Source organism: Thiohalocapsa sp. (assembly GCF_022340605.1).
In the GTDB taxonomy this organism is placed as follows: Bacteria; Pseudomonadota; Gammaproteobacteria; order Chromatiales; family Chromatiaceae; genus Thiohalocapsa.
The window spans coordinates 22061-41579 of the sequence record NZ_JAJDNQ010000038.1; the positions used below are offsets into that span (position 1 = coordinate 22061).

At 67.9% G+C, this 19519-nt stretch carries 14 protein-coding genes and 2 pseudogenes; 10 read left to right on the forward strand and 6 right to left on the reverse strand.

The genetic code is table 11. The features are described 5' to 3' along the window. The 5 genes from pilV to LJE69_RS04790 are packed head-to-tail and all read left to right on the forward strand — an operon-like array spanning window position 1 to window position 7765. On the forward strand, window positions 1-534 hold the full coding sequence (pilV, locus tag LJE69_RS04770) for a type IV pilus modification protein PilV (protein ID WP_296922024.1): 534 nt from the start codon (window positions 1-3) through the stop codon (window positions 532-534). Window positions 535-536: 2 nt separating this feature from the next. Continuing rightward, complete coding sequence (locus LJE69_RS04775) at window positions 537-1703, forward strand: PilW family protein (protein ID WP_296922026.1); 1167 nt, start codon at window positions 537-539, stop codon at window positions 1701-1703. A 7-nt stretch (window positions 1704-1710) separates the two neighbouring features. Continuing rightward, a complete protein-coding gene (locus tag LJE69_RS04780; RefSeq protein ID WP_296922027.1) occupies window positions 1711-2235 on the forward strand; it encodes a PilX N-terminal domain-containing pilus assembly protein in 525 nt (174 codons plus the stop codon). Window positions 2236-2252: 17 nt separating this feature from the next. Next, entirely contained in the window at window positions 2253-7259 is a 5007-nt protein-coding gene (locus tag LJE69_RS04785; RefSeq protein ID WP_296922029.1) for a PilC/PilY family type IV pilus protein, read from the forward strand. A gap of 26 nt (window positions 7260-7285) precedes the next feature. After that, complete coding sequence (locus LJE69_RS04790; RefSeq protein ID WP_296922031.1) at window positions 7286-7765, forward strand: type IV pilin protein; 480 nt, start codon at window positions 7286-7288, stop codon at window positions 7763-7765. Window positions 7766-8057: 292 nt separating this feature from the next. On the opposite strand, the gene LJE69_RS04795 is transcribed toward LJE69_RS04790, so the two are convergent. Continuing rightward, entirely contained in the window at window positions 8058-9371 is a 1314-nt protein-coding gene (locus LJE69_RS04795; protein ID WP_296922032.1) for a cytochrome c family protein, read from the reverse strand. A 321-nt stretch (window positions 9372-9692) separates the two neighbouring features. Between LJE69_RS04795 and LJE69_RS04800 the strand changes: the two genes are divergently transcribed. Together LJE69_RS04800 and LJE69_RS04805 are read left to right on the forward strand one after the other, a co-directional pair. Further along, window positions 9693-11216, forward strand: coding sequence for a multiheme c-type cytochrome (locus LJE69_RS04800; RefSeq protein WP_296922034.1), 1524 nt, complete (start codon window positions 9693-9695; stop codon window positions 11214-11216). Then, the gene (locus LJE69_RS04805) at window positions 11213-11920 is read left to right on the forward strand and encodes a NapC/NirT family cytochrome c (protein ID WP_296922036.1); all 708 of its coding nucleotides are present in this window, start codon (window positions 11213-11215) and stop codon (window positions 11918-11920) included. Before LJE69_RS04800 ends, LJE69_RS04805 begins: the two co-directional genes overlap by 4 nt. 142 nt (window positions 11921-12062) lie before the next feature. On the opposite strand, the pseudogene LJE69_RS04810 reads toward LJE69_RS04805, so the two are convergent. The 4 genes and pseudogenes from LJE69_RS04810 to LJE69_RS04820 form a co-directional block, all read right to left on the reverse strand. Continuing rightward, a pseudogene (locus LJE69_RS04810) lies at window positions 12063-12371 on the reverse strand (PD-(D/E)XK nuclease domain-containing protein); the annotation flags it as partial. 16 nt (window positions 12372-12387) lie between these two features. After that, a pseudogene (locus tag LJE69_RS20945) lies at window positions 12388-12462 on the reverse strand (hypothetical protein); the annotation flags it as partial. A gap of 212 nt (window positions 12463-12674) precedes the next feature. Continuing rightward, complete coding sequence (locus LJE69_RS04815) at window positions 12675-13067, reverse strand: type II toxin-antitoxin system VapC family toxin (protein WP_296922038.1); 393 nt, start codon at window positions 13065-13067, stop codon at window positions 12675-12677. A gap of 12 nt (window positions 13068-13079) precedes the next feature. Next, the gene (locus LJE69_RS04820) at window positions 13080-13322 is read right to left on the reverse strand and encodes a hypothetical protein (RefSeq protein WP_296922040.1); all 243 of its coding nucleotides are present in this window, start codon (window positions 13320-13322) and stop codon (window positions 13080-13082) included. A gap of 176 nt (window positions 13323-13498) precedes the next feature. Here LJE69_RS04820 and LJE69_RS04825 point away from each other — a divergent pair, with 176 nt between their 5' ends. From LJE69_RS04825 to LJE69_RS04835, 3 genes are read left to right on the forward strand one after another with little or no spacing between them, the layout of a single operon-like run. Then, window positions 13499-15643 (forward strand): ATP-grasp domain-containing protein, encoded by a 2145-nt coding sequence (locus tag LJE69_RS04825; protein WP_296922042.1) that lies wholly within the window; start codon window positions 13499-13501, stop codon window positions 15641-15643. A 16-nt stretch (window positions 15644-15659) separates the two neighbouring features. Continuing rightward, window positions 15660-17357, forward strand: coding sequence for a gamma-glutamyltransferase family protein (locus LJE69_RS04830; RefSeq protein ID WP_296922044.1), 1698 nt, complete (start codon window positions 15660-15662; stop codon window positions 17355-17357). Between the two features lie 14 nt (window positions 17358-17371). Beyond that, on the forward strand, window positions 17372-18067 hold the full coding sequence (locus LJE69_RS04835; protein ID WP_296922046.1) for an N-formylglutamate amidohydrolase: 696 nt from the start codon (window positions 17372-17374) through the stop codon (window positions 18065-18067). A 448-nt stretch (window positions 18068-18515) separates the two neighbouring features. On the opposite strand, the gene LJE69_RS04840 is transcribed toward LJE69_RS04835, so the two are convergent. Then, the gene (locus LJE69_RS04840; RefSeq protein ID WP_296922047.1) at window positions 18516-19484 is read right to left on the reverse strand and encodes a hypothetical protein; all 969 of its coding nucleotides are present in this window, start codon (window positions 19482-19484) and stop codon (window positions 18516-18518) included. Window positions 19485-19519: the final 35 nt, after the last annotated feature.

The following is a 19519-nucleotide window of genomic DNA, read 5'->3' on the forward strand; positions in this document are numbered from 1 at the left end:
ATGCGCACACCTGCGGCGCCCGCAGCTCGTGCTCAGGGGCGCGCAGGTCATGGACCGACCACGCGCTGCCCCCGCCTCGCGGCCCGGCGCCAGCGCGGCAGCTCGCTGATCGAGGTGCTGGTGACCATGGTGCTGCTGACCCTGGGCATCACCTCCATGACCAATCTGCAAGTGACCGCGCTCAAGCTCAACCACACCGCCTATTTGCGCTCGCAAGCGGTGGCGCTGAGCTACGAGGTGCTCGATGCCATGCGCGCGGACCGGATTGCGGCCCTCGCGGGGGCCTATGACCGCGCCCTCGATGATCCGATCCCATCGGAGGAGCAGGCATCCGCGTCCTTGACGGCGAGCAACCTCCGCCACTGGCTGCTCGGCATCGAGAACGCGATGCGGCCCTACGACGGCCAGGCGAGCATCGAGCGCGACGGGGTGCGCTTCACCGTGACCTTGCGCTGGCGCGACCGGCTGCGGCAGGAACTGCTCGGCGAGCGCAGGCGGCTCTACGAGCAATTCAGCGTGGTGACGGAGCTGTGAGCATGCTGTTGCCGGGCCGATGTCAGCGCGGCTCGTCGGGCCAGCGGGGCCTGACGCTGGTGGAGCTTCTGATCGCCATGTTCCTGGGGCTGCTGCTGATTTCCGCCGCGCTCGCGATGGTGGTGGCCACCTCCCGCAGCCGCGGCACCTTCGACGCCCTGGCGCGCACCCAGGAGGCCGGGCGCTTCGCGCTGCTGATGCTGGAGCGTGACATACGCGCGGCGGGCTACCGCGGCTGTGCCTACGGCACCGTCAACAGCCTGCTGAACCCCCTCGGTATCGGCTACAGCAATGCCGTGTACGACTTCGACAGGCCTTTCTTCGGCTGGAGCGAAGCGGACGTCCCGACGATTTCTGCCGGGACGCTACCGGCCGACTTCAACACCCGCTACGCGCGGGGTGACGTGCTGCTGGTCAAGAACGCGGCCGAGTCCTTGGGCGTCGGGCTGGCGGCCGACATCACCACAGACAGCACCTTCGCGCAGCTGAGCTCGGCCATCGATGTCCCCGTGGGCGGCCTGGTGCTCGTCGCCGACTGCACCGGCGGCGGCGACCTGTTCCAGGTGACGACGGACGACCCGTCGCCGACGGACCGGCTGGAGCGCAACGAGACCCTGACGGGTATCGGCCCCGGCAATCTGGACCCGTCGCTGCATCTGTTCAGCCGGCTGTATCCGGCCATCTCCACCGAGCTGCTGCATGCCCAGAGCAACCTGTACTACGTGGGCTTCGCGCGGACCGCGAACGGCAAGGTCACCGGCGGCACCAGCCTGCGGCGCATCCGCATGGGTGAGCGCGTCGACGGTGCCCCACCCGACGACGAGCTGCTCCAGGGCGTGTACGACATGCGCGTGCAATACGGTCTGGACCTTAGTGGCAACGGCAGCGCCGACACCTTTCGCCGTGCGGATGCGCTGAGCTCCGTGGATTGGGAACAGGTGGTTGCGGTGCGCATCAGCATCCTGGCCTACGGCGGCGAGGGCACCGACGAGACCGTTTCCGACGAGGAGTACACCGTGCCCTTCGATGAGACGATCTGGGACTTCTCCGGCGCGGAGGTCGTCGCGGACCCGGACGGCGACGCGGGTGAGCTGCGCTTCGTGCCGCCGGACCGGCGCATCTACCGCTTCTTCTCCACCACCGTGGCGGTGCGCAACCGTGTCGGCTGAGCGGGGCATGCCGATGACACCTCGCCACATCAACGCGCCCGGCCGCGGCCCGCGTCAGCAGGGCGTGGCGCTGGCGGTGGGACTGATTCTGCTGGTGGTCATCACGCTGCTGAGCCTCGCCGGCGTGCGCAATACGGGCATGCAGGAGCGCATGGCGAGCAATCTGCGCGATCGGAACCTGGCCTTCCAGAGCGCCGAATCGGCGTTGCGGGCAGCGGAGGCGGCGCTCGTCGTCGACGCTGGCAGCAGCGCCGCCTCGGTGGCGGACCCGGGCGACCCCGACTACTGGAACGACTGCTGGGAGGGGGTGCGCACCGACTGTCCGCCCGCCGTCGTGCATACGGTGGACACGGATGCCTGGGGCATTGCCGCGTCCCCCGAGTACCGCATCGAGCATCTGCGCGCCGGCAACTACGGCAGCCTCGCCGCCGACGAGGCGCTTTCGAGCGCGGGGCTCTACCGCATTACGGTGCGCGCCGTGGGCGGCACCACGGACGCGGTGGTGTTGCTGCAGTCCACGTTTCGACCATGAGCGCGGAGGGCCACGTCATGTGTGGACCTGGACAGACAAGAACGACACCTGTGCTGGCGGCGCTGGTGGCGACGCTGGCGGCCCTGCTGCCCGGCACCGCTGCCGAGGCGGCCGTCAATATCGCCCGCGAGCCCCTGTATCTGGGCGGCTCGGCCGCGCCACTCAACATGCTCGTGCTCGGACGCGATCACCGGCTTTACTACGAGGCCTACAACGACGCCTCGGACCTGAACGGCGACGGCGTGCTGGACACCACCTACAAGCCCGGCGAAATCGACTATTTCGGCTATTTCGATTCGCACAAGTGCTATCGCTACAGCAGCCGCAGGGGACGCTTCCAGCCGGTGTCCCGCAGCGCGGACAAGACCTGCAGCGGCTACTGGAGCGGGGACTTTCTGAACTATCTCACCACCTCGCGCATCGACGCCCTGCGCAAGGTGCTCTACGGCGGCTCGCGGCTGATCGACGACGACGACCTCGTGGTGCTCGAGCGCAGCTACATTCCCCAGGACGCCCATAGCTGGGGCAAGGAGTACCAGGGCATTGCCCAGGACGGCTACGACATCCGCGACTATGCGCCGCTGGACCTGCCGGCGCCGGGCACGCGGCACCTGTTCGCGAACACCACGTTGCTCAAGACCGGTGAGATGGAGCCGCGGCTGCGGGTGCTGACGCATTCCACCTATCACATTTGGGAATGGGTGGCCATCGAGCGGCCCGTCGCCGGCAGCGAGTGCGAGGACACGAGCGGCCGGCGCAGTTGCGAGGACTCCGGATCGACGAGTTGCGAGATCGTGCCGGACCTGAATCTCACCCAGGAGACCTATCGCATTACCCGCACCGGCTGGGAAACGGGTGGCAGCTATCCCCTGGACGAGCGGGACTTCGACGTGCTGGTGGCCTGGAATGCAACCGGGTCCAATTTTTGTGGCTCGCGCCCGGTGTCGGAGGTGGACGGTTCCGGCAACCCGTTCGCCGGCGTCAATCGCTGCACCAACGACTACTATCTGACCTTGTTCACCGGCTCCATCACGGTGGAAAACGCCGGTTACTACACCTTCACCGTGGACGGGGACGACGCGGTGGACGTCGCCATCGACGGCGATGTCGTCGCCGCCTGGTATGGCGGGCATGCCCAGTGCAGCGACACTTCGTGCCGCTGCGATGACCACACCGGCGAGGTCTTTCTACTGCCCGGCACCCACGACCTGCGCTTCAGGCACCAGGAGTGGGGTGGCGGCGACCAGTACTATCTGCGCTGGTGGCGCTACCGGCCACCGTCCGAGATGACGGACTACTTCGCGCGCGTGGAGGTCTGCGACCCGGCGGTGGGGCTGGAGTCCAACTGCCGCATCTATCCGTCCGGCAACTACAAGCCCACCGGCCTCTTGCAGAAGCACGGCGAGGATGACCAGATGCTGTTCGGTCTCATCTCCGGCTCCTACACCTATCCGTACAACATGCAGGGCGGGGTGGTGCGCAAGAACATGGGCAGCATCACCGACGAGATCGACCTGGACACCGGCGCCTGGTCCAACACGGTGGGCATCATTCGCACCATCGACCTGATGCGGATCATCGATTTCAACCAGGACCGCAACTACGAGTACAACGGCGGCTGGCTCACCTCGGCGCCCATGTCCGAGAGCTGGAGCCAGTTCCCGGACTGGGGCAACCCCATCGGCGAAATGATGTACGAGGGGGTGCGTTACTTCGCCGGCAAGCGGGAACCGACGTCCGAGTTCCGTCCACCAGACAAGAAGGGCATGGAGAAGATCACGCTGCGGGACTACATCGACAAAGACACCATGAAGCTGCCGCTGCCGGACTGGAACGACCCGCTGGACGAGGCCGATTCCTCCACCGCCTGGTGCTCTGCCGGTGCGCTGCTGGTCATCAGCGATATCTATCCGTCCTACGACACAGACGCCGTTCCCGGCAGCGCCTTCAGCAGCTTCAGCGGCGACCTGAGCGGGCTCGACTGCACCGCCCAGGCGAATGCGATCTGGGCCGCCGAGCACGGTACCGTGACGCGCCAGCACTTCATCGGCCAGGTGGGCGACGACTATGACGGCGCGCCCAGCGAAAAGAGCGTTTCGGGTCTCGGCAACATTCGCGGACTGGCGCCGGAGGAGCCCACCAAGGAAGGCGGTTACTATTCGGCATCCGTCGCCAAGTTCGCTTACGAGAACGACCTGCGCGCGGACTTGCAGGGCAAGCAGAATCTCAACACCGTCGTCGTGGCCCTCGCCTCGCCGCTGCCGAAGATCGAGATCCCGGTGGGCGGTACGACCGTCACCGTGGTGCCGTTTGCGAAGTCCGTGGACGGCGGTGGCTATGCCATCGACCACACCCGTGGCCAATTCCAGCCCACCAATACCATTGTCGACTTTTTTGTCGACACCTTCGCCAACACGGACCCGGATGGCTCGGATGCGGACCCGGAGGTCAACGACGGCCGGCCCTATGTGAAGTTCCGCATCAACTTTGAGGACGTGGAGCAGGGCGCCGACCACGACATGGACGCCATCGTGGTCTATGAACTGCGTGCCAACGCCGAGAACACCCTCACCGTGAGCCTGTTGTCGGAGTACGCCGCGGGCAGCATCGAGCAACACCTGGGCTACGTCATCTCCGGCACCACGGCCGACGGGGTCTACCTGGAGGTGCGCGATGAGGACACCGCCGCCAGCTCGGATGTCGCCTACTTCCTGGACACGCCGGCAGGCCTCGCCCCAGGGGCCTGCACCTACCTCGGCCCGTCCGCCTGTGCCGATGCGCTGCCGCTGACGGCGACCCGCACCTTCACGCCGAGCGGCGTGGCCACGGGCGCCACGCTGCTGGAGAGCCCGTTGTGGTACGCGGCCAAGTACGGCACCGCCAATGCCGAAGACCTCGCCGAGGGCGAGACCTCCACCAACTACTTCCTCGTCACCAATGCCACCAACCTGGAAAAGCAGCTCGACAACGCCTTCTACGAGATTCTCGGCCTGGTGTCCTCCGCCTCGGCGGCCGCCACCAACTCCACGCTACTGCGTGACGACACCCTGGTCTACCAGGCACGCTTCGATCCGGATGACTGGAGTGGCGAGGTGCGCGCCGTGGAGGTGAATGCGGACGGCTCCCTGGGTGGGCTGCGATGGGAAACCAACGACCCCGACGAGTTTGCGAGCCCGTCCGACCGGCGCGTGTACAGCTTCAACGGCACGGCTGGCATCGAGCTGACCACGAGCAACTGGGACGATCTGTCGCTCGCACAGTGTGGTGGCTTGCTGGGGATGGACGTCCCGGCGGTGCTCGGCCTGCTCGGCATCCATGATCCGGCCGACGGCAGCTGTGCGGACCTCGATGAGCTGCACGATGTCGACACACGGCTCGCGCGCCAGCGGCTCGATTGGCTGCGTGGCGATCAGAGCGAGGAGCGAAGCGGTCTGCTGCGCACCCGCAAGCGTCTCCTCGGCGACATCGTGCACTCCGACCCCTTCCTGGTGGACAGCAAGGAGTACGGCTTCGAGTCGCTTTCCCTCACCGGGCCGGAGTCGAGTTACGACGAGTTCCGCGCGAGCCTGCTGCCGCAAGGCGACGACGAGCCGGGGCGCCGTGCGGTGCTCTACGTGGGCGCCAACGACGGCATGCTGCACGGCTTCGATGCCACGAGCGGCGAGGAGGTGTTCAGCTACGTGCCGCAAGCGGCCTTCGAGCACATCGCCGAGCTCACCGATCCCGACTACCACCATCGCTACTACGTGGACGGCTCGCCGCGCGCCGTGGACGCCTATATCCGGCTGGCCGACGGCGACAGGGCGTGGCGCACGGTGCTGGTGGGCACCACGGGCGCCGGGGCGCGGGCGGTGTTCGCGCTGGACGTGACCGACCCCGACAGCTTCGGTCCGGCGCAGGTGCTCTGGGAGCTGACCGACGACGAGCTGGGCTTCACGCTCGGCCAGGCCACCATCGCCCGGGTCGCGGCGGACGACCGCTGGGTCGTGCTGGTGGGCAACGGCTACAACAGCGCCTCGGGTCGAGCGCAGCTCATCGTCGTGGATCTGAGCAGTGGCGCCATCCTCAAGCGCATCGACACCGGTGTCGGTGACGGCGTCCACCCCAACGGCCTCGCCAGCCCGACGCCCGTGGACGTGGACTACGATCGCATCACCGATTACGTCTACGCCGGTGACCTTCAGGGCAATGTGTGGAAGTTCGACTTCACCGGCGCCAGCAGCGACGACTGGGGGATTGCCTACGCCGGCGCGCCACTGTTCACGGCCACGGATCAGGCGGGGCAGGCGCAGCCCATCACGCACCGCCCGGCGGTGGCGCGGCACCCACGGGGTGGGTTGCTGGTGCTGTTCGGCACCGGCAAGTTCTTCTCGGAAGATGACAACGTCGTCGATATGAGCACCCAAATCGAGAGCTTCTACGGCATCTGGGATCACGGCGTGCCCGTGGGTCCCCGGGCCACCGCGCTGGTGGAGCAGGAGATCCTCTACCAGGGCGCGTCCGGTGACAAAGACATCCGCGACGACGTGCGGGTCACCAGCAACGAGCCCATCGACTGGAACACCCAGGACGGCTGGTTCATCGACCTCAGCTTCGCCGGCGCGCGCGAGGGCGAGCGCGTCATCGACTCACCCATCATGCGCACCGACCGCATCGTGTTCACCACCTTGATCCCCAACAACGACCAGTGCTCGTCCGGCGGCAACAGCTGGCTGATGGAGCTGGACTACATCAGCGGTGCCCGGCTGGCCTATTCGACGTTCGACCTGGACGATGACGAGCACTTCGACCTTGGCGATTTCGTCACCCTGCGCGTGCCGTCGGAAACCGACCCGACCGCAACCGACGAGGTCACCATGGCCGTCTCGGGCATCTTCATCCCGGCCATCGCCAAGGCGCCGGCCTTCATCACCATCGGCTACAAGGACGTCAAGTACTCCAGCCTCTCCAGCGGACTGTTGCTCGACGTGGACAACCGCGCCGACCTCGGCGCCGGACGGCAGTCGTGGCGACAGCTGAGATGATGCGCAACAGACCTGCATCGGCTGCCGTGGGCGCCGCATCCCCGTGGCGACACCCCGGCAGGCCCGGGCCGACAACGGCAACCGGCGTCACCCTCATCGAGTTGCTCGTCGTGATAGCCATCGTCGCCATCCTGACGGCGGTGGCCTATCCATCCTATCAGGACTACCTGGCGCGCGGCTGGCGCACCCAGGCCATTGCCTGCCTGGAGGAGATTGCCCAGGGCATGGAGCGGCGCTTCACCGCGGCCATGAGCTACGCGGGTACCGACCCACCGCCGAACTCCTGCGCCATCGGCGGCGATCCGGCCTGGGTGATGCTGGACGAGGACCTGGCGCGCCGCTACAGCCTTGGCTTCGCAGTCGATCCTGCGGCGGATGCGTTCAGGGTGCAGGCAGTCCCCATCGACCGTCAGGCTGAGCTCGACGCCCGTTGCGGAACCTTGACGCTGGACCAGGCGGGCCGGCGGAGCGTGAGCGGCGGCACGAACGTGGACGACTGCTGGTGAAGGCGTAGCAGCTCTTGTGGGAGCGGCACGCTCGGTGCCGCGACCGGCGGCAGAGCGGTACACCACGCCCCTAGCAACCGCCAAGCGGCAGGCAACCTCCCAGCCGTCGTCGCGCCACAAAAGGCAGTGGCGCTCCCACGCCGGCGCGCCCGGAGCAGCCGTTATGGGAGGCCGGGTTAGCGCAGCGTAACCCGACGATGGGCGTCGGGTTACGCGATTGCTAACCTGATCTCGGCGTTGAACCGTGACGGTGTCGCCTTGGAGGCCGATACTCCGGCCGACGCTCCGGGCACTAGTCGGCGGCGCTGACCGGCTGCTCCGACACGGCGATGAGCGCGGGCTCTTTTACGTCGTCGGGCAGATGGCTGAACTTCTGCACCAGGCCCGGCCACAGCAGGTTGTAGTACAACTCCCCGCGCACCAGCGCGACGCCCTGCGCCGGGATCTCGTATTCCAGCGTACGCGCCTCGTGGGGCTTGAGGCGCGTGTCGGCACCGGCTTTGGTGGCCGTAGGTGGCGGTGCGGGCATGCCCTGGTCATCCTCCAGCGCGTAGCTCAGGTACGCCTGCGGGTCTTCCTTGGCGGGATGGCCGTCGGCGTTCTGCCAGACCGGCTCGCCGTTCGCGTCGTAGGCGGTGAGCTTGACGTAGATGTTGCGGAAGGGTGCCCCCGTGGGCATGGCGTGCGGCTGCTGGTTCTTGATGTAGACGCTGGTCTTGAGCACGTCGCCGTCCGGGACGGTATCGACGTCGAACACCACGGAGCGCTTCAGCATGGCATGGTCGTGACCGCCGCCCATGCTGTGATCGGCAAGGCCGCCGTTGACGGGCATGTGGCAGGACAGGCAGTTCACGTTGGTCTTGCTGTCGATGTACTCGTTGCCGGTCTGGCACAGGGGCACGCCGTGCGGATTGTCGCGCTGGTCGTGGCAGCCCATGCAGGCGTCCGAGGTCTTCATCAACCGCGGGTTGCCCTCCATCGGCAGGGCCGGGATCTCCTTACCTTCGTACTCCACCGGCTCGCCCAGGTGCGGGTTTGGCTTCTGCGACTCCTCGCCGCCGACGCCGACGCCGCCGAACAAGTCGTCGCTGGCGGAGGCAAGCTGTGCCAGCCCATTGTTGATGCCCGCCGGCGCCTGGATGGTATCGGCGACCTCGTAGGCCTTGAGGCCCAGGCGCAGCTTGCCGTCGTCACCCTTGATGCCCTTGTACGCCTTCAGCGTGTGGCAGGCGACGCAGTTGACGCCCTCGCTGTAGGCGGCCATGGCGTCGAGCTTCGTGGTCTCGTCCTTGGCGGCGTTGGGGGCGTGACACTGCAGGCAGACCGGGTATTTGCCGGAGGCCTGGTGCTTGACGCCTTCCGCGGTGGGGTCACCCGCGACCTTCTTGTAGAAGGTGGCGTGGATGGGGTCCGCGAGTGCTGTGCTGCTGGAATGCATCGAGCCCTGCCACTGCTTGTAGATCTCCTGATGGCAGTTGGCGCAAACCTCCGAGGACACGTGGTGGATGGACGCATCGGCCTGCGCGGCGATGCTGGGGCTGACACCGGTGAGACAGCCGAGGGCGATGGCCGCGAGGCCGACGATGGGTTTGGCGAGCAGTTTCACGATCTCCTCCATTTGCTTGTTTTGACACGGCTGAAGGCGGCGCCATTGTTTCCAGATTGACCGGAGCATCACATGCGCACCGTCAATGTTGTTCATTGCCGGCCATGGAGGTTCTTGCTGTAATCCGCAACCGCGGCGCAGAGTGCAATGATCCGATTGCGTTGCCTGCGCTTTAATTGCTCAATTAATTAAATAAGAAAACGCTGATGCGCACCGCGGGTGATCGGCCAAGTCGACCGTAAGCAACAGGCAGTGCATGCGATGAATCCAACCAGACACGGGTCGCGCGCGCGGCCGCCTCGGCGCCGGCAGCACCGGCGGGTGTTGCCGACCTGCGTGCTCTCGCTCGCGATGGCCCTAACGGCCGCTGGGCCAGCCGCGGCGGCCAAGGTCAAGCTGGACCCGGGCGAGTGGGGGCACCCCGCGGGCGCAGACTGCGTGAGCTGCCACGAGAAGGCCTCGCCGGGCATCGCCCGCCAATGGCACGAGAGCGCGCACGCCGCGGCCGGCGTCAACTGCATGGACTGCCACCAGGCGGACGCCGCTGACGTGGATGCCATCGAGCACGAGGGGCAGGTGATCGCCACCATCGTCTCGCCGAAGGACTGCGGGCGCTGCCACGGGCAGGAGTACCGGGAGCAGGAGGGCTCCGTGCACGCAGAGGCCTACGCCATCATCGAGGCGCGCGTTCCGGCGTTGGCGCATCAGCTCACCGGCCCGGAGATGCAGGCCGCCGGCTGCGATCAGTGCCACGGCTCGCAGGTGAGGGTTCGCGGCGACGGCACCCTGGACCCGGCCACTTGGCCCAACTCCGGCATCGGCCGCATCAACCCGGACGGCTCCAAGGGGAGCTGCTCGTCCTGCCACGGCCGCCACGCCTTCTCCAAGGCCCAGGCGCGCGAGCCCGACGCCTGTGTGCGCTGCCACTCGGGGCCGGACTCCCCGGACAAGGAGGTCTTCGAGGCGTCCAAGCACGGCATGCTCTACGCCGCGCAGCGTGACGCCATGAACCTGGGTGCCGACACCTGGGTGGCGGGCAAGGACTACACCGCCGCGCCCACCTGCGTCACCTGCCACATGGGCGCGGCCGGCAAGGTGCCGGCCACGCATGACGTTGGCCTGCGCAACGCCTGGAGCCTGAACACGCCCATCTCCGAGCGCCAGTACCTGGTGGTGCTGGACGACGGCGCGAAGCTGGAACTGCCCGCCGACGCCAAGCCGCCCAAGCGCGGCACCGAGCTCGCCAAGGCCGACGGGAGCACCGCCAAGGTCAAGGTGGTCGCGACGCCGGAGCGCCGGCGGCTGGTGATGTCCACGGTTTGCCTGGAGTGTCACTCCAAGACCATGATCCAGGGCTTCATGAACCAGTTCGACGACGTGGTGGAGCTCTACAACCGCAAGTTCGGCGCACCGGCGGCGGCCATCATGGCGGGCCTCTACGACGCCGGGAAGCTGACGCCATTGCCCTTCGACGAGCCGGTGGAATTCAGCTACTGGGAGCTGTGGCACGACGAGGGCGCCCGCGCCCGCCACGGCGCCGCCATGGCGAGCCCGAATCATGCCTGGTGGGACGGTATGTACCTGGTGGGGCGCAACTTCTACAGCCAATTCCTGCCGCAGGCGCGCGCCGCGGCCGGCGCGCAAGCGGCCGCGCTAGTGGACGTGCACATCGATGACGCCGCCGACCATGCCTGGCGTGCCGAGACGCAGCAGGGCAACCCGATCCTGGGCTGGATACCGCCAGCGCCGGAGCTCGCGCCGTCGGTGCCCAATGCGCCTGGCACCGATGCCGCCGCTGCCACATCGTCACCCGGCGAATCCATCGCGGAGGAGGGCGGCGAATGATCAGGCTGGAGCCGCCGGTCTTCATCACCCGCCATGTGCTGTTCGCGTTGGTGGCGGGCGGCGTCGGCGGCGTGGTGTTCATGTTCTTTTTGCTGGAATTCGACCGCTACACCAGCTCCAATGCCTTCTGCACCACCTGTCATTCCATGACCTATGCCGACACGGCGTATCGGCAGTCCGCCCACTACAACTCCGCCTCCGGTGTGCGCGCCACCTGCGGCGACTGCCACGTCTCCGAGGGCATCATCATGGCCACTTACGACCACGCCGTCGGCACCAAAGACCTCGTCAAGCAGCTCTTCGGCGCCGATTACGATGATCCGGCGGTGAACCTGCTGCATCTGCCCAAGGCCGCGTTCAACGCCCGCGAGTGGTTCCGCCGACGCGACTCCGCCACCTGCAAGCGCTGCCACACGCTGGAAGCGATCCAGGGCACCCGCGCGAACACCGCCGCCATCCACCAGGAAGAGACCGCGGGCAAGACCTGCATCGATTGCCACATGAATCTTGTGCACCGCAAGGTGCCGAGCGAGCAGACCTTCAAGCGCGAGGCCTGGAACACCATGGTGGAGGAGGAACTTGGCCTCGCGCCAGGCACGGCGGCCCGCCTGCTGGCCGGTGAGGCAATGCCCGAGCCGCGGACAGAGCCAGCGCCGGCGACCCAGCTCGCCGAAGAGCCAGTTGCGGGCAGCAGCGGCAACTAGTGCGGCCTGATTTTTCTGTCGTCGGTCGGTGGTGGAACCGCTGCGAGACTGCGGAAGTATTCGGTACGCTCCGCTCATTTTCGGCGTCGCGAGCAATACTTTCACCGTCTCGAAGCGCATCCGCCATCCCAGCTGGGCGGCATCAAGCCTCCGATTCCACCTCGAATCCCACCACCGTGCGCTGCTCGCGGCTGAACTCGACGCCGATCAGGTGAATCGGCCGGTCCTCGCCGCGGTAGCGGGCGGCGTAGTCTTTCTCCTTGAGCTGTTGCAGCGCGCGCCCTTCGGGGGCCAGCTCGACCACCTTGAATTCGAACAGACAGACCTGGCCGTTGAAGCGCAGCGCCGCCGTTTCGAACCACCAGGGGCGGAACTGGCGCTTCTGGAACAGCAGCAGCACGTCGCAGGGGTTGTAGACCGACTCGCCGGTCCAGTTGTAGCCGTTGTACCAGTCCGGTTTTGTCGACGTAGTAGTACCCGCCCTCGCGGATCTTGCGGAAGGTCTGGATGCCGATGGACAGCTTCTTGCGTGCGGAGGACATGGATGCGTCGGGCCTTGCCGGGAATCACTCGGGAGTCTAGCGCCTCGTTGGCGCGCGTGGTGAGGCCGCCGCCATCAAGCCGGCGGCGGCCGGCCTGTGGGAGCGCCGTCTTCGGCGCGAGGTGCGGGTGCGCGGATGTTCGCGGCGGGGACGCCGCTCCCACGGGGGTGTGCGGCTGTTGAGAGTGGTTTCGATACTGCCGCATGGATGCACTAGATCAATTGCACCCGCCCCGACGCCGGCGGCGCGCCCGCAAAGCGCTCGTCCCGCGTCCAGACGGGGCAATCCAGCGCGTCCGCCAGGGCGAGGTAGGTGGCGTCGTAGGCAGTGAGGTTGTCGCGGTAGTCCCAGATGCGCGGCAGCAGCAGGGTGTGCGGGTAGCGCTCGATAGGCAGGTCGGCCAGGTCTTCCAGCGCCGCGCGGCCGCGCGCGGGTGTCATGTCCGTGGTGCGCACGTAACGGCGCAGCGTTTGCGCCACCTCCACGTCCAGCAGCTGCGGGGCGGCCAAGATCCGCGCCGGGTCGAGCAGACGCGCTGTGAGTGCCGCGGCATCGTCCCCCTGCAGCAGTAAATCCAGGATCACCGAGGCGTCCACCACTACCATGATCGGCGCCGCTTAGCGATCGGGCTCGGCGCCATCGCGCTCGCGCCGCAGCACCGCGGCGGCCGGCTCGCTGACGTGCACCGGCTCGCGCCGGCTCAAGCGCTCACGCATCTCGTCCGGTGTAGGCCGCTCGGCCAGGCGGCGCACGTATTCGATCAGGTAGTCCGACAAGGACATGCCGGCCAAAGCAGCGCGCGCCTTCAGCGTGCGATGCAACTCGTCGGGAACGTTGCGCAACTGGATGTTGGTGGGCATTTGGCTGATCCCATTGCATGTGATGCGCATGCGAACGTACTGTTTGGCATGTGAGCTGGTCAAGTCCGCTCACAATCGATGTTGAACATCCTCCCGCGGCGGCCCACCGTTGTATGCTCCACCGCCGTAGCAACGCCTCCCGTGTGCGGAGGCCCTGCCCATCAGCGAGAGGCCCCATGAAGGTCGCCGTCATCTACAACAGAGAGTCGCAGAAGGTCATCAACCTGTTCGGCCAGCCGAACCGGGAGAAGTACGGCATCAAGGCCATCAACCGCATCGTCAACGCGCTCAAGAAGGGCGGCCACCAGGCCATCGCGCTGGAGGGCGACAAGGACCTCATCGACAACCTGGAGGAGTTCATGCCGCGGGCGCTGAAGGGCGAGCGCCCGGGCATGGCCTTCAATCTCTCCTATGGCATCCAGGGGCAGGCGCGCTACACCCATGTGCCGGGCATTCTGGAGATGGTGGGCGTGCCCTACGTGGGCTCCGGGCCGCTGGCGCACTCCCTGGCGCTCGACAAGGTCGTCGCCAAGATGCTGTTCGCGCAGCGCGGGGTGCCGACGCCGGAGTTCGCGGTGCTGGATGCGCCCGGTTTCGAGACGCCCGACCTGGCCTTCCCGCTCATCGTCAAGCCCAAGAACGAGGCCGTGTCCTTCGGCATTCGCATCGTCCAGGACGAGGCCGAGCTGCGCGCGGCGGCGGACGTGATCTTCGAGCAGTTCGATCAGCCCGTGCTCGCGGAGCGCTTCATCGAGGGCCGCGAGATCAATGTCGGACTGCTCGGCAATGGCGCCAACCTGGAGGCGTTTCCGCCGGCGCAGCTGATTTTCGGCGAGGGTGGGCCGAACATCTACACCATGGAGGACAAGAAGCACACCTCCGGCCGTGAAGTCCGGGTGCAGTGCCCGGCGGACATCGACGCGGCACTGGCGGAAAGGGCCAAGGCGGTGGCCATGCAGGCGTTCCACGTGCTCGGCTGCTATGACTGCGCCCGCGTGGACATGCGCGTGGACGCCGCCGGCAACCTCTATGTGCTGGAGATCAACAGCCTGCCGAGCCTGGGCGAGCACGGCTCCTATGTGGCCGCCGCCGAGGCGATCGGGCTCGACTTCGATGCCCTGGTGGTGCGCCTCGTGGAGGTGGCCGCCTCGCGCTATTTCGGCACGCCGAATCCGCCGGAGCTGAGCCGGCGGCGTTCGGAGCCGAAGCACGCCGCGTTCGCCTTTCTCACCGAGCGCCGCGACCGGCTGGAGAAGGTGCTGGAGGAGTGGACCGGCATCGGCAGCCGCTCCGACGACCCCGTCGGCATTCGCCTGGCGGCGCAGCGCCTCGCGGAGCAGATGGCAGACATCGGCCTGCGCCCGGTGCGCGAATTCACCGACGAGCGCGACATCTGGACTTGGGAGAGCCCGGCCGGGCTCGCCGGCGGCACCCTGCTGGTGGGCCACCTGGACGTGCCGGTGAACCCGCAGCTCGGCATGGAGCACTTTCACCGCGACCCGGAATGGCTGTACGGCGAGGGCGTGGGCTCCTCGCGTGGCTCGCTGGCCATGCTGGAGATGGCGCTGCGGGCGCTGAAGCACGTGCGGAAGCTGAACCGCACGCCGCTCGGCGTTGCCATCTATGCCGACGAGGGCCGTGATTGCGAGGAGAGCGCGGACGTGCTGCGGCGCGTCTGTGCCGAAGCGGGCCGGGTGCTGGTGCTGAACCCCGGCAACACCGGCGACCGCATCATCACCTCGCGCCGGGGCCAGCGCCGTTACCGGCTGCGGGTGGAGGGCAGGGCGCTGCGGCTCGGCCAGGCCGGACGCAGCGCCGAGGTCATGCGGGTGCTGTACCGCAAGCTCGACGAGCTGACGGCGCTGACGGACCGCAAGACGCGCGTCGCCGTGTCGGTCTCGGACATCGCCACCGATGCCTTCCCGATGCGCCTGCCGCATCGGGTGCGCATCGGCCTGCAGGTCTCCTACCCGGACCAGGCGCAGGCGCAGGCGCTGGATGGGGCCATGCGCGCCATCCTGCGCGGCGGCGGCGTGCACTGGGACCTGGTGCTGGTGTCGGACCGCCCGCCGATGCCGGAGCGCAAGGTCAACGCGCCGGCCATCGCGCGGCTGAAGGAGATCGCCGGTGAGTGGGAGATCCCGCTGGAGACCGATTCCTCGCTATGGCCATCGGTGGCCGGTCTGGTGCCGGAGCCCGTGCCCGTGGTCTGCGGCCTGGGGCCGGTGGCGGGCGATCTCTACACCTCCGACGAGGCCGTCTCGCGCATCAGCCTGGTGCAGCGCACGCTGCTGCTGATGCAGTACCTGCTTGCCCCCTGATGGCGGAGGCCAACGCGTGAGCGACCGCATAGGCGCCCCGCGGCGCTGGACCCGTAAGCCCGAGCACGGCGACCTGCTGGACCCGGGCGACCGCCGTGTCGTCTACCCGCAGCGGGTGGGCGTATCGGCGCGCGGCATGGTGGCCACCCAGCACTACCACGCCACCGAGGCCGGCGCGGCCATGCTCGCGGCCGGCGGCAATGCCGTGGACGCCGCGGTGGCGGCGGCCTTTGCGCTCGGTGTCGTGGAACCTGCCGCCTGTGGGCTCGGCGGGCAGACCATGCTGTTGCTGCACCTGGCGGAGGACGGCCGCAAGTTCTGCCTGGACGGCGCCACCCGCGCCCCCAACCGCACCCCGCCCGGCGGGCTCAAGCGCAGTGCCCACCTGCGCGGCCATCGCGCCACCACGGTGCCGAGCACGCCGGCGGTGCTCGCCTATGCGCTGAAGCACTACGGCAGCAAGCGTCTCGACGAGGTACTGGCGCCTGCCATCGAGCTGGCGGAGCAGGGCTATCGCATCTCGCCGCTGCAGCACTATCTGACCCGGCGCGAGCTCAGGCACCTGCGCAACCACTCCGCCGGCGCGCTGATGCTGAAAAGCGGCCGGACCCCATATCCCATCGGTGCGGTGTTCCAACAGCCGGTGCTGGCCAAGACCTTGCTCCGGCTCGCCGAGGCGGGCGTCGAGGACTTCTACCAGGGCGAGATCGCCCGCGCCATTCATGCCGACATGCTGGCCAACGACGGACTGCTGCGCGACGACGACCTCGCGCGCATCCCCTGGCCCACCGAGCGCCGGCCGCTGGCGACCCACTTCGGCCCCATGCGCGTGTTCACCTTTCCGCCGCCGGGCGCGGGGCGCACCCTCATCGAGGCGCTGAACCTGCTGGCGCAGTTTCCGGAGGCCGCGCGCGACCCGGACTCGCCGCGCGGCGCGCTGCTGCTGGCGCATGTGATCCGCAAGGCCAACCTCGACCGCGCCGACCGCCCCGAGGATCCGGTGCTGTTCGCGCAGGAGCTGGACCTGGGCGAGGACATCACCCACCTGGACTACGCCAAGCGCGTCGCCCGGCGCATCAAGGGCCGGCTGCTGCGAAACGTCTCGCCGCGGGCTCGTGCGCCGACTCATGCGCCGAATACGGGCGCGCACAGTGGCGAGACGACGCACCTGTCGGCGATGGACGCGGCCGGCAACGTGGTGGCCCTGACCCAGTCCATCGAGCGGGTCTACGGCTCCCTCAGCGCCAGCCCCGAGCTCGGTTTCATCTATAACAATTACATGAGCGCCTTCGAGTACCAGGACATCTCGCATCCGTACTTTCTGCGCCCCAACGCCGTGCCCTGGGCGTCGGTGGCGCCCACCATCGTGTTCCGCGGCCAGCGGCCCTGGCTCGCCGTCGGCTCACCGGGGTCCGAGCGCATCGTCTCGGCCATCCTGCAGGTGCTGCTGCGCCTGGAGCGCGGCGCGACGCCGTTCGAGGCGGTGGAATCGCCGCGGCTGCACTGCTCCGTGGAAGGCAAGGTGTCGCTGGAGGCCACCCGCATGCGCGACGATATACCGCGGCTCCTGGCCCAGCATGGCTTCGCCATCGACGCCCGCGATCCATACTCCTTCTACCTGGGCTGCGTGCAGCTGGTGCTGCGGGAGAACGGCCAGTTTCTCGGTGTCGCGGACCCGCGGCGCGACGGCTCCGCGGCGGGCCCGGCGGATTAGGGCAGGGCAGGCGAATGCACGACCGGCTCCCGCTCCTGATCTCCGTGCCGCACGCGGGGCTGGCGGTGCCGGAGCAAGTGCAAGCGCTGAACCTGCTGACGCCGGGGCAGATCGCCGCCGACGGCGACGAGGGCGCGGCGGCTATCTACGCCGGGCTCCGGCAGTGGGTCGCCCATTTCGTCACCACCGATATCGCCCGTGCCTTCGTGGACCTGAACCGCGCCGAGGACGACTTCCGCAAAGACGGCGTCGTCAAGACCCACACCTGCTGGGACGAGCCCATCTACCGTGAGCCGCTGCCGCTCGCAACCGTCGAGACGCTGCTGGCGCGCTGGCACCGGCCGTATCACCGCCGGCTCAGTGAGCTCGCCGGCAGCGGCGTCGTGCTCGGCGTGGATTGCCACACCATGGCCGCCGCCGGCCCGCCGGTGGGACCGGACACGGGCCAGCCCCGACCGGAGGTTTGCATCGGCGATGGCGACGGCGCCTGCCCCCGCGACTGGGCCGAGCACTTGGTCGACTGCTTTCGGCGGCACTTCACCGGCGAGGTGACCCTGAACCGGCCCTTCAGCGGCGGCTACATCGTCCGCGCCCACGCCGCCGAGCTGCCCTGGGTCATGATCGAGCTGAGCCGCGCGCCCTTCGCGAGCGATACCGAGAAGGGCAGGCGGGTGCTGGCGGCGCTGAGGGACTGGCTGCGCGATTTGTGATGCGCTTATCCGGCCTACGGCCGATACTTGCCCGGTCTGTCCGGCGTTGGCGCAAGCGCCGACGCTACGGCGTCGCGTCGGCGCGGCCCGCCGAGGGAAAATAGACGGTCCCTCGCGGCCCCGTCCCCAACCGCCCGCGCGCTCCCGCACCGGCGGCTGGAAGCCGCCGCTCCCAGGTGCCGGCGAGACGCCGGCGCTCCGGCTCGCCGGCGCTCCCAGCGCGTATCCTTGTGGTGCTGGCTTCCACATGCGTCTGGTGCCTAGTGCAGCGTTTCACCTAACTTTGCCGTCGTTGTCGTTGTCGTTGTCGTTGTCGAGTATCCGACCACGACCACGACCACGACCACGACCACGAGCATGAGCACGACCACGAGCGGAGACTTCGACCCGGTTCCTCTGCTCCGGCCTCACCCGGGTTGACGCCTGCAAAATTGGCTGAAACGGGGTACTAGAGCGGCATCCGCATCGGCCGGCGGCCCTCGAATGCCTGTTCATAGACCCGCTCCAACGCCCGCACGCCCTCCAGCTTCACGTGCCACAGGCTGCGGTCGACGGTGGGACAGAACATGTCCACCGTCTCGTCGGTGTGGTCGCTGAAGTGCTCCTGGCTGCCGTGCTGGATCATGTCCAGGTTGATCTTGCTGCGCACCAGGGCCTCGAACGCCTTCCAGTTGTCGCCATAGCGGTGATCGGCCTCTTCGAACTTGCCGGTGCGCGGATTGCGGCCGGAAAGGTTGTCCTTGTGGACCAGCGCGTAGAGGTCGTAGTCGCCATGAATGTACGAGCACCCCTTGGGCAGGGTGCCGAGCGCATGGCGGTCGATGTCACGGTCGGGCAGTAACTGGAAGCCGGTCGCCCCGGGCTGCTCCAGGGGCTGGGTACGGATGTCGGTGGCGGCTTGCCGGCTGGCCGAGGTCCGGCTGTGCGGATACACCTGGGTGTCCTCACCACAGCGCATCACGCAGCCGTAATAGCCGCTCTGCGGATCATTCTGGATACGGAAGCCGCGGGGCGGCCCGCCGGCCCAGTACTTGTCCCAGGTGGCGAGGGCGGCCGCGTGCGCGCCGGCTCTGCCGCCGAAGGCGCTCCGCCCAACCAGCCTGGGGTCAACCACCAGCCCGGCGCAGTGGGAGATGAGCGCGCCACCGGCCTGCATGATGCGGGCATCGGTCGTGGCCGTTTTGGGCTTGCAGGCCAATGGCTTCGGCACGAACCCGGGATAGCCGACGAACTTGATGGACTCGGGATTGGTGCGCCGCAAGAGCACGAACAGCCCGAGCCGATGGCTCGCCTCGCGCAGCACCGAAACGTGCGCGTAGTGAATGAACTCCTCGAGCTCCTGCTCCGGCACCTCGGTGGTCAGCGACCGCAGGCGGGCCATGACCCGCGGGTCATCGATGAGCCTCGGGTTTTGCATGCTTCAGTGCTCCCCTCGTCGATTGCCGCGGTCGC

Coding starts and splice junctions, on each gene's coding strand:
- pilV (WP_296922024.1), top strand. CDS start 1: ATGCGCACACCTGCGGCGCCCGCAGCTCGTGCTCAGGGGCGCGCAGGT.
- LJE69_RS04775 (WP_296922026.1), top strand. CDS start 537: ATGCTGTTGCCGGGCCGATGTCAGCGCGGCTCGTCGGGCCAGCGGGGC.
- LJE69_RS04780 (WP_296922027.1), top strand. CDS start 1,711: ATGCCGATGACACCTCGCCACATCAACGCGCCCGGCCGCGGCCCGCGT.
- LJE69_RS04785 (WP_296922029.1), top strand. CDS start 2,253: ATGTGTGGACCTGGACAGACAAGAACGACACCTGTGCTGGCGGCGCTG.
- LJE69_RS04805 (WP_296922036.1), top strand. CDS start 11,213: ATGATCAGGCTGGAGCCGCCGGTCTTCATCACCCGCCATGTGCTGTTC.
- LJE69_RS04815 (WP_296922038.1), bottom strand. CDS start 13,067: ATGGTAGTGGTGGACGCCTCGGTGATCCTGGATTTACTGCTGCAGGGG.
- LJE69_RS04820 (WP_296922040.1), bottom strand. CDS start 13,322: ATGCCCACCAACATCCAGTTGCGCAACGTTCCCGACGAGTTGCATCGC.
- LJE69_RS04825 (WP_296922042.1), top strand. CDS start 13,499: ATGAAGGTCGCCGTCATCTACAACAGAGAGTCGCAGAAGGTCATCAAC.
- LJE69_RS04835 (WP_296922046.1), top strand. CDS start 17,372: ATGCACGACCGGCTCCCGCTCCTGATCTCCGTGCCGCACGCGGGGCTG.
- LJE69_RS04840 (WP_296922047.1), bottom strand. CDS start 19,484: ATGCAAAACCCGAGGCTCATCGATGACCCGCGGGTCATGGCCCGCCTG.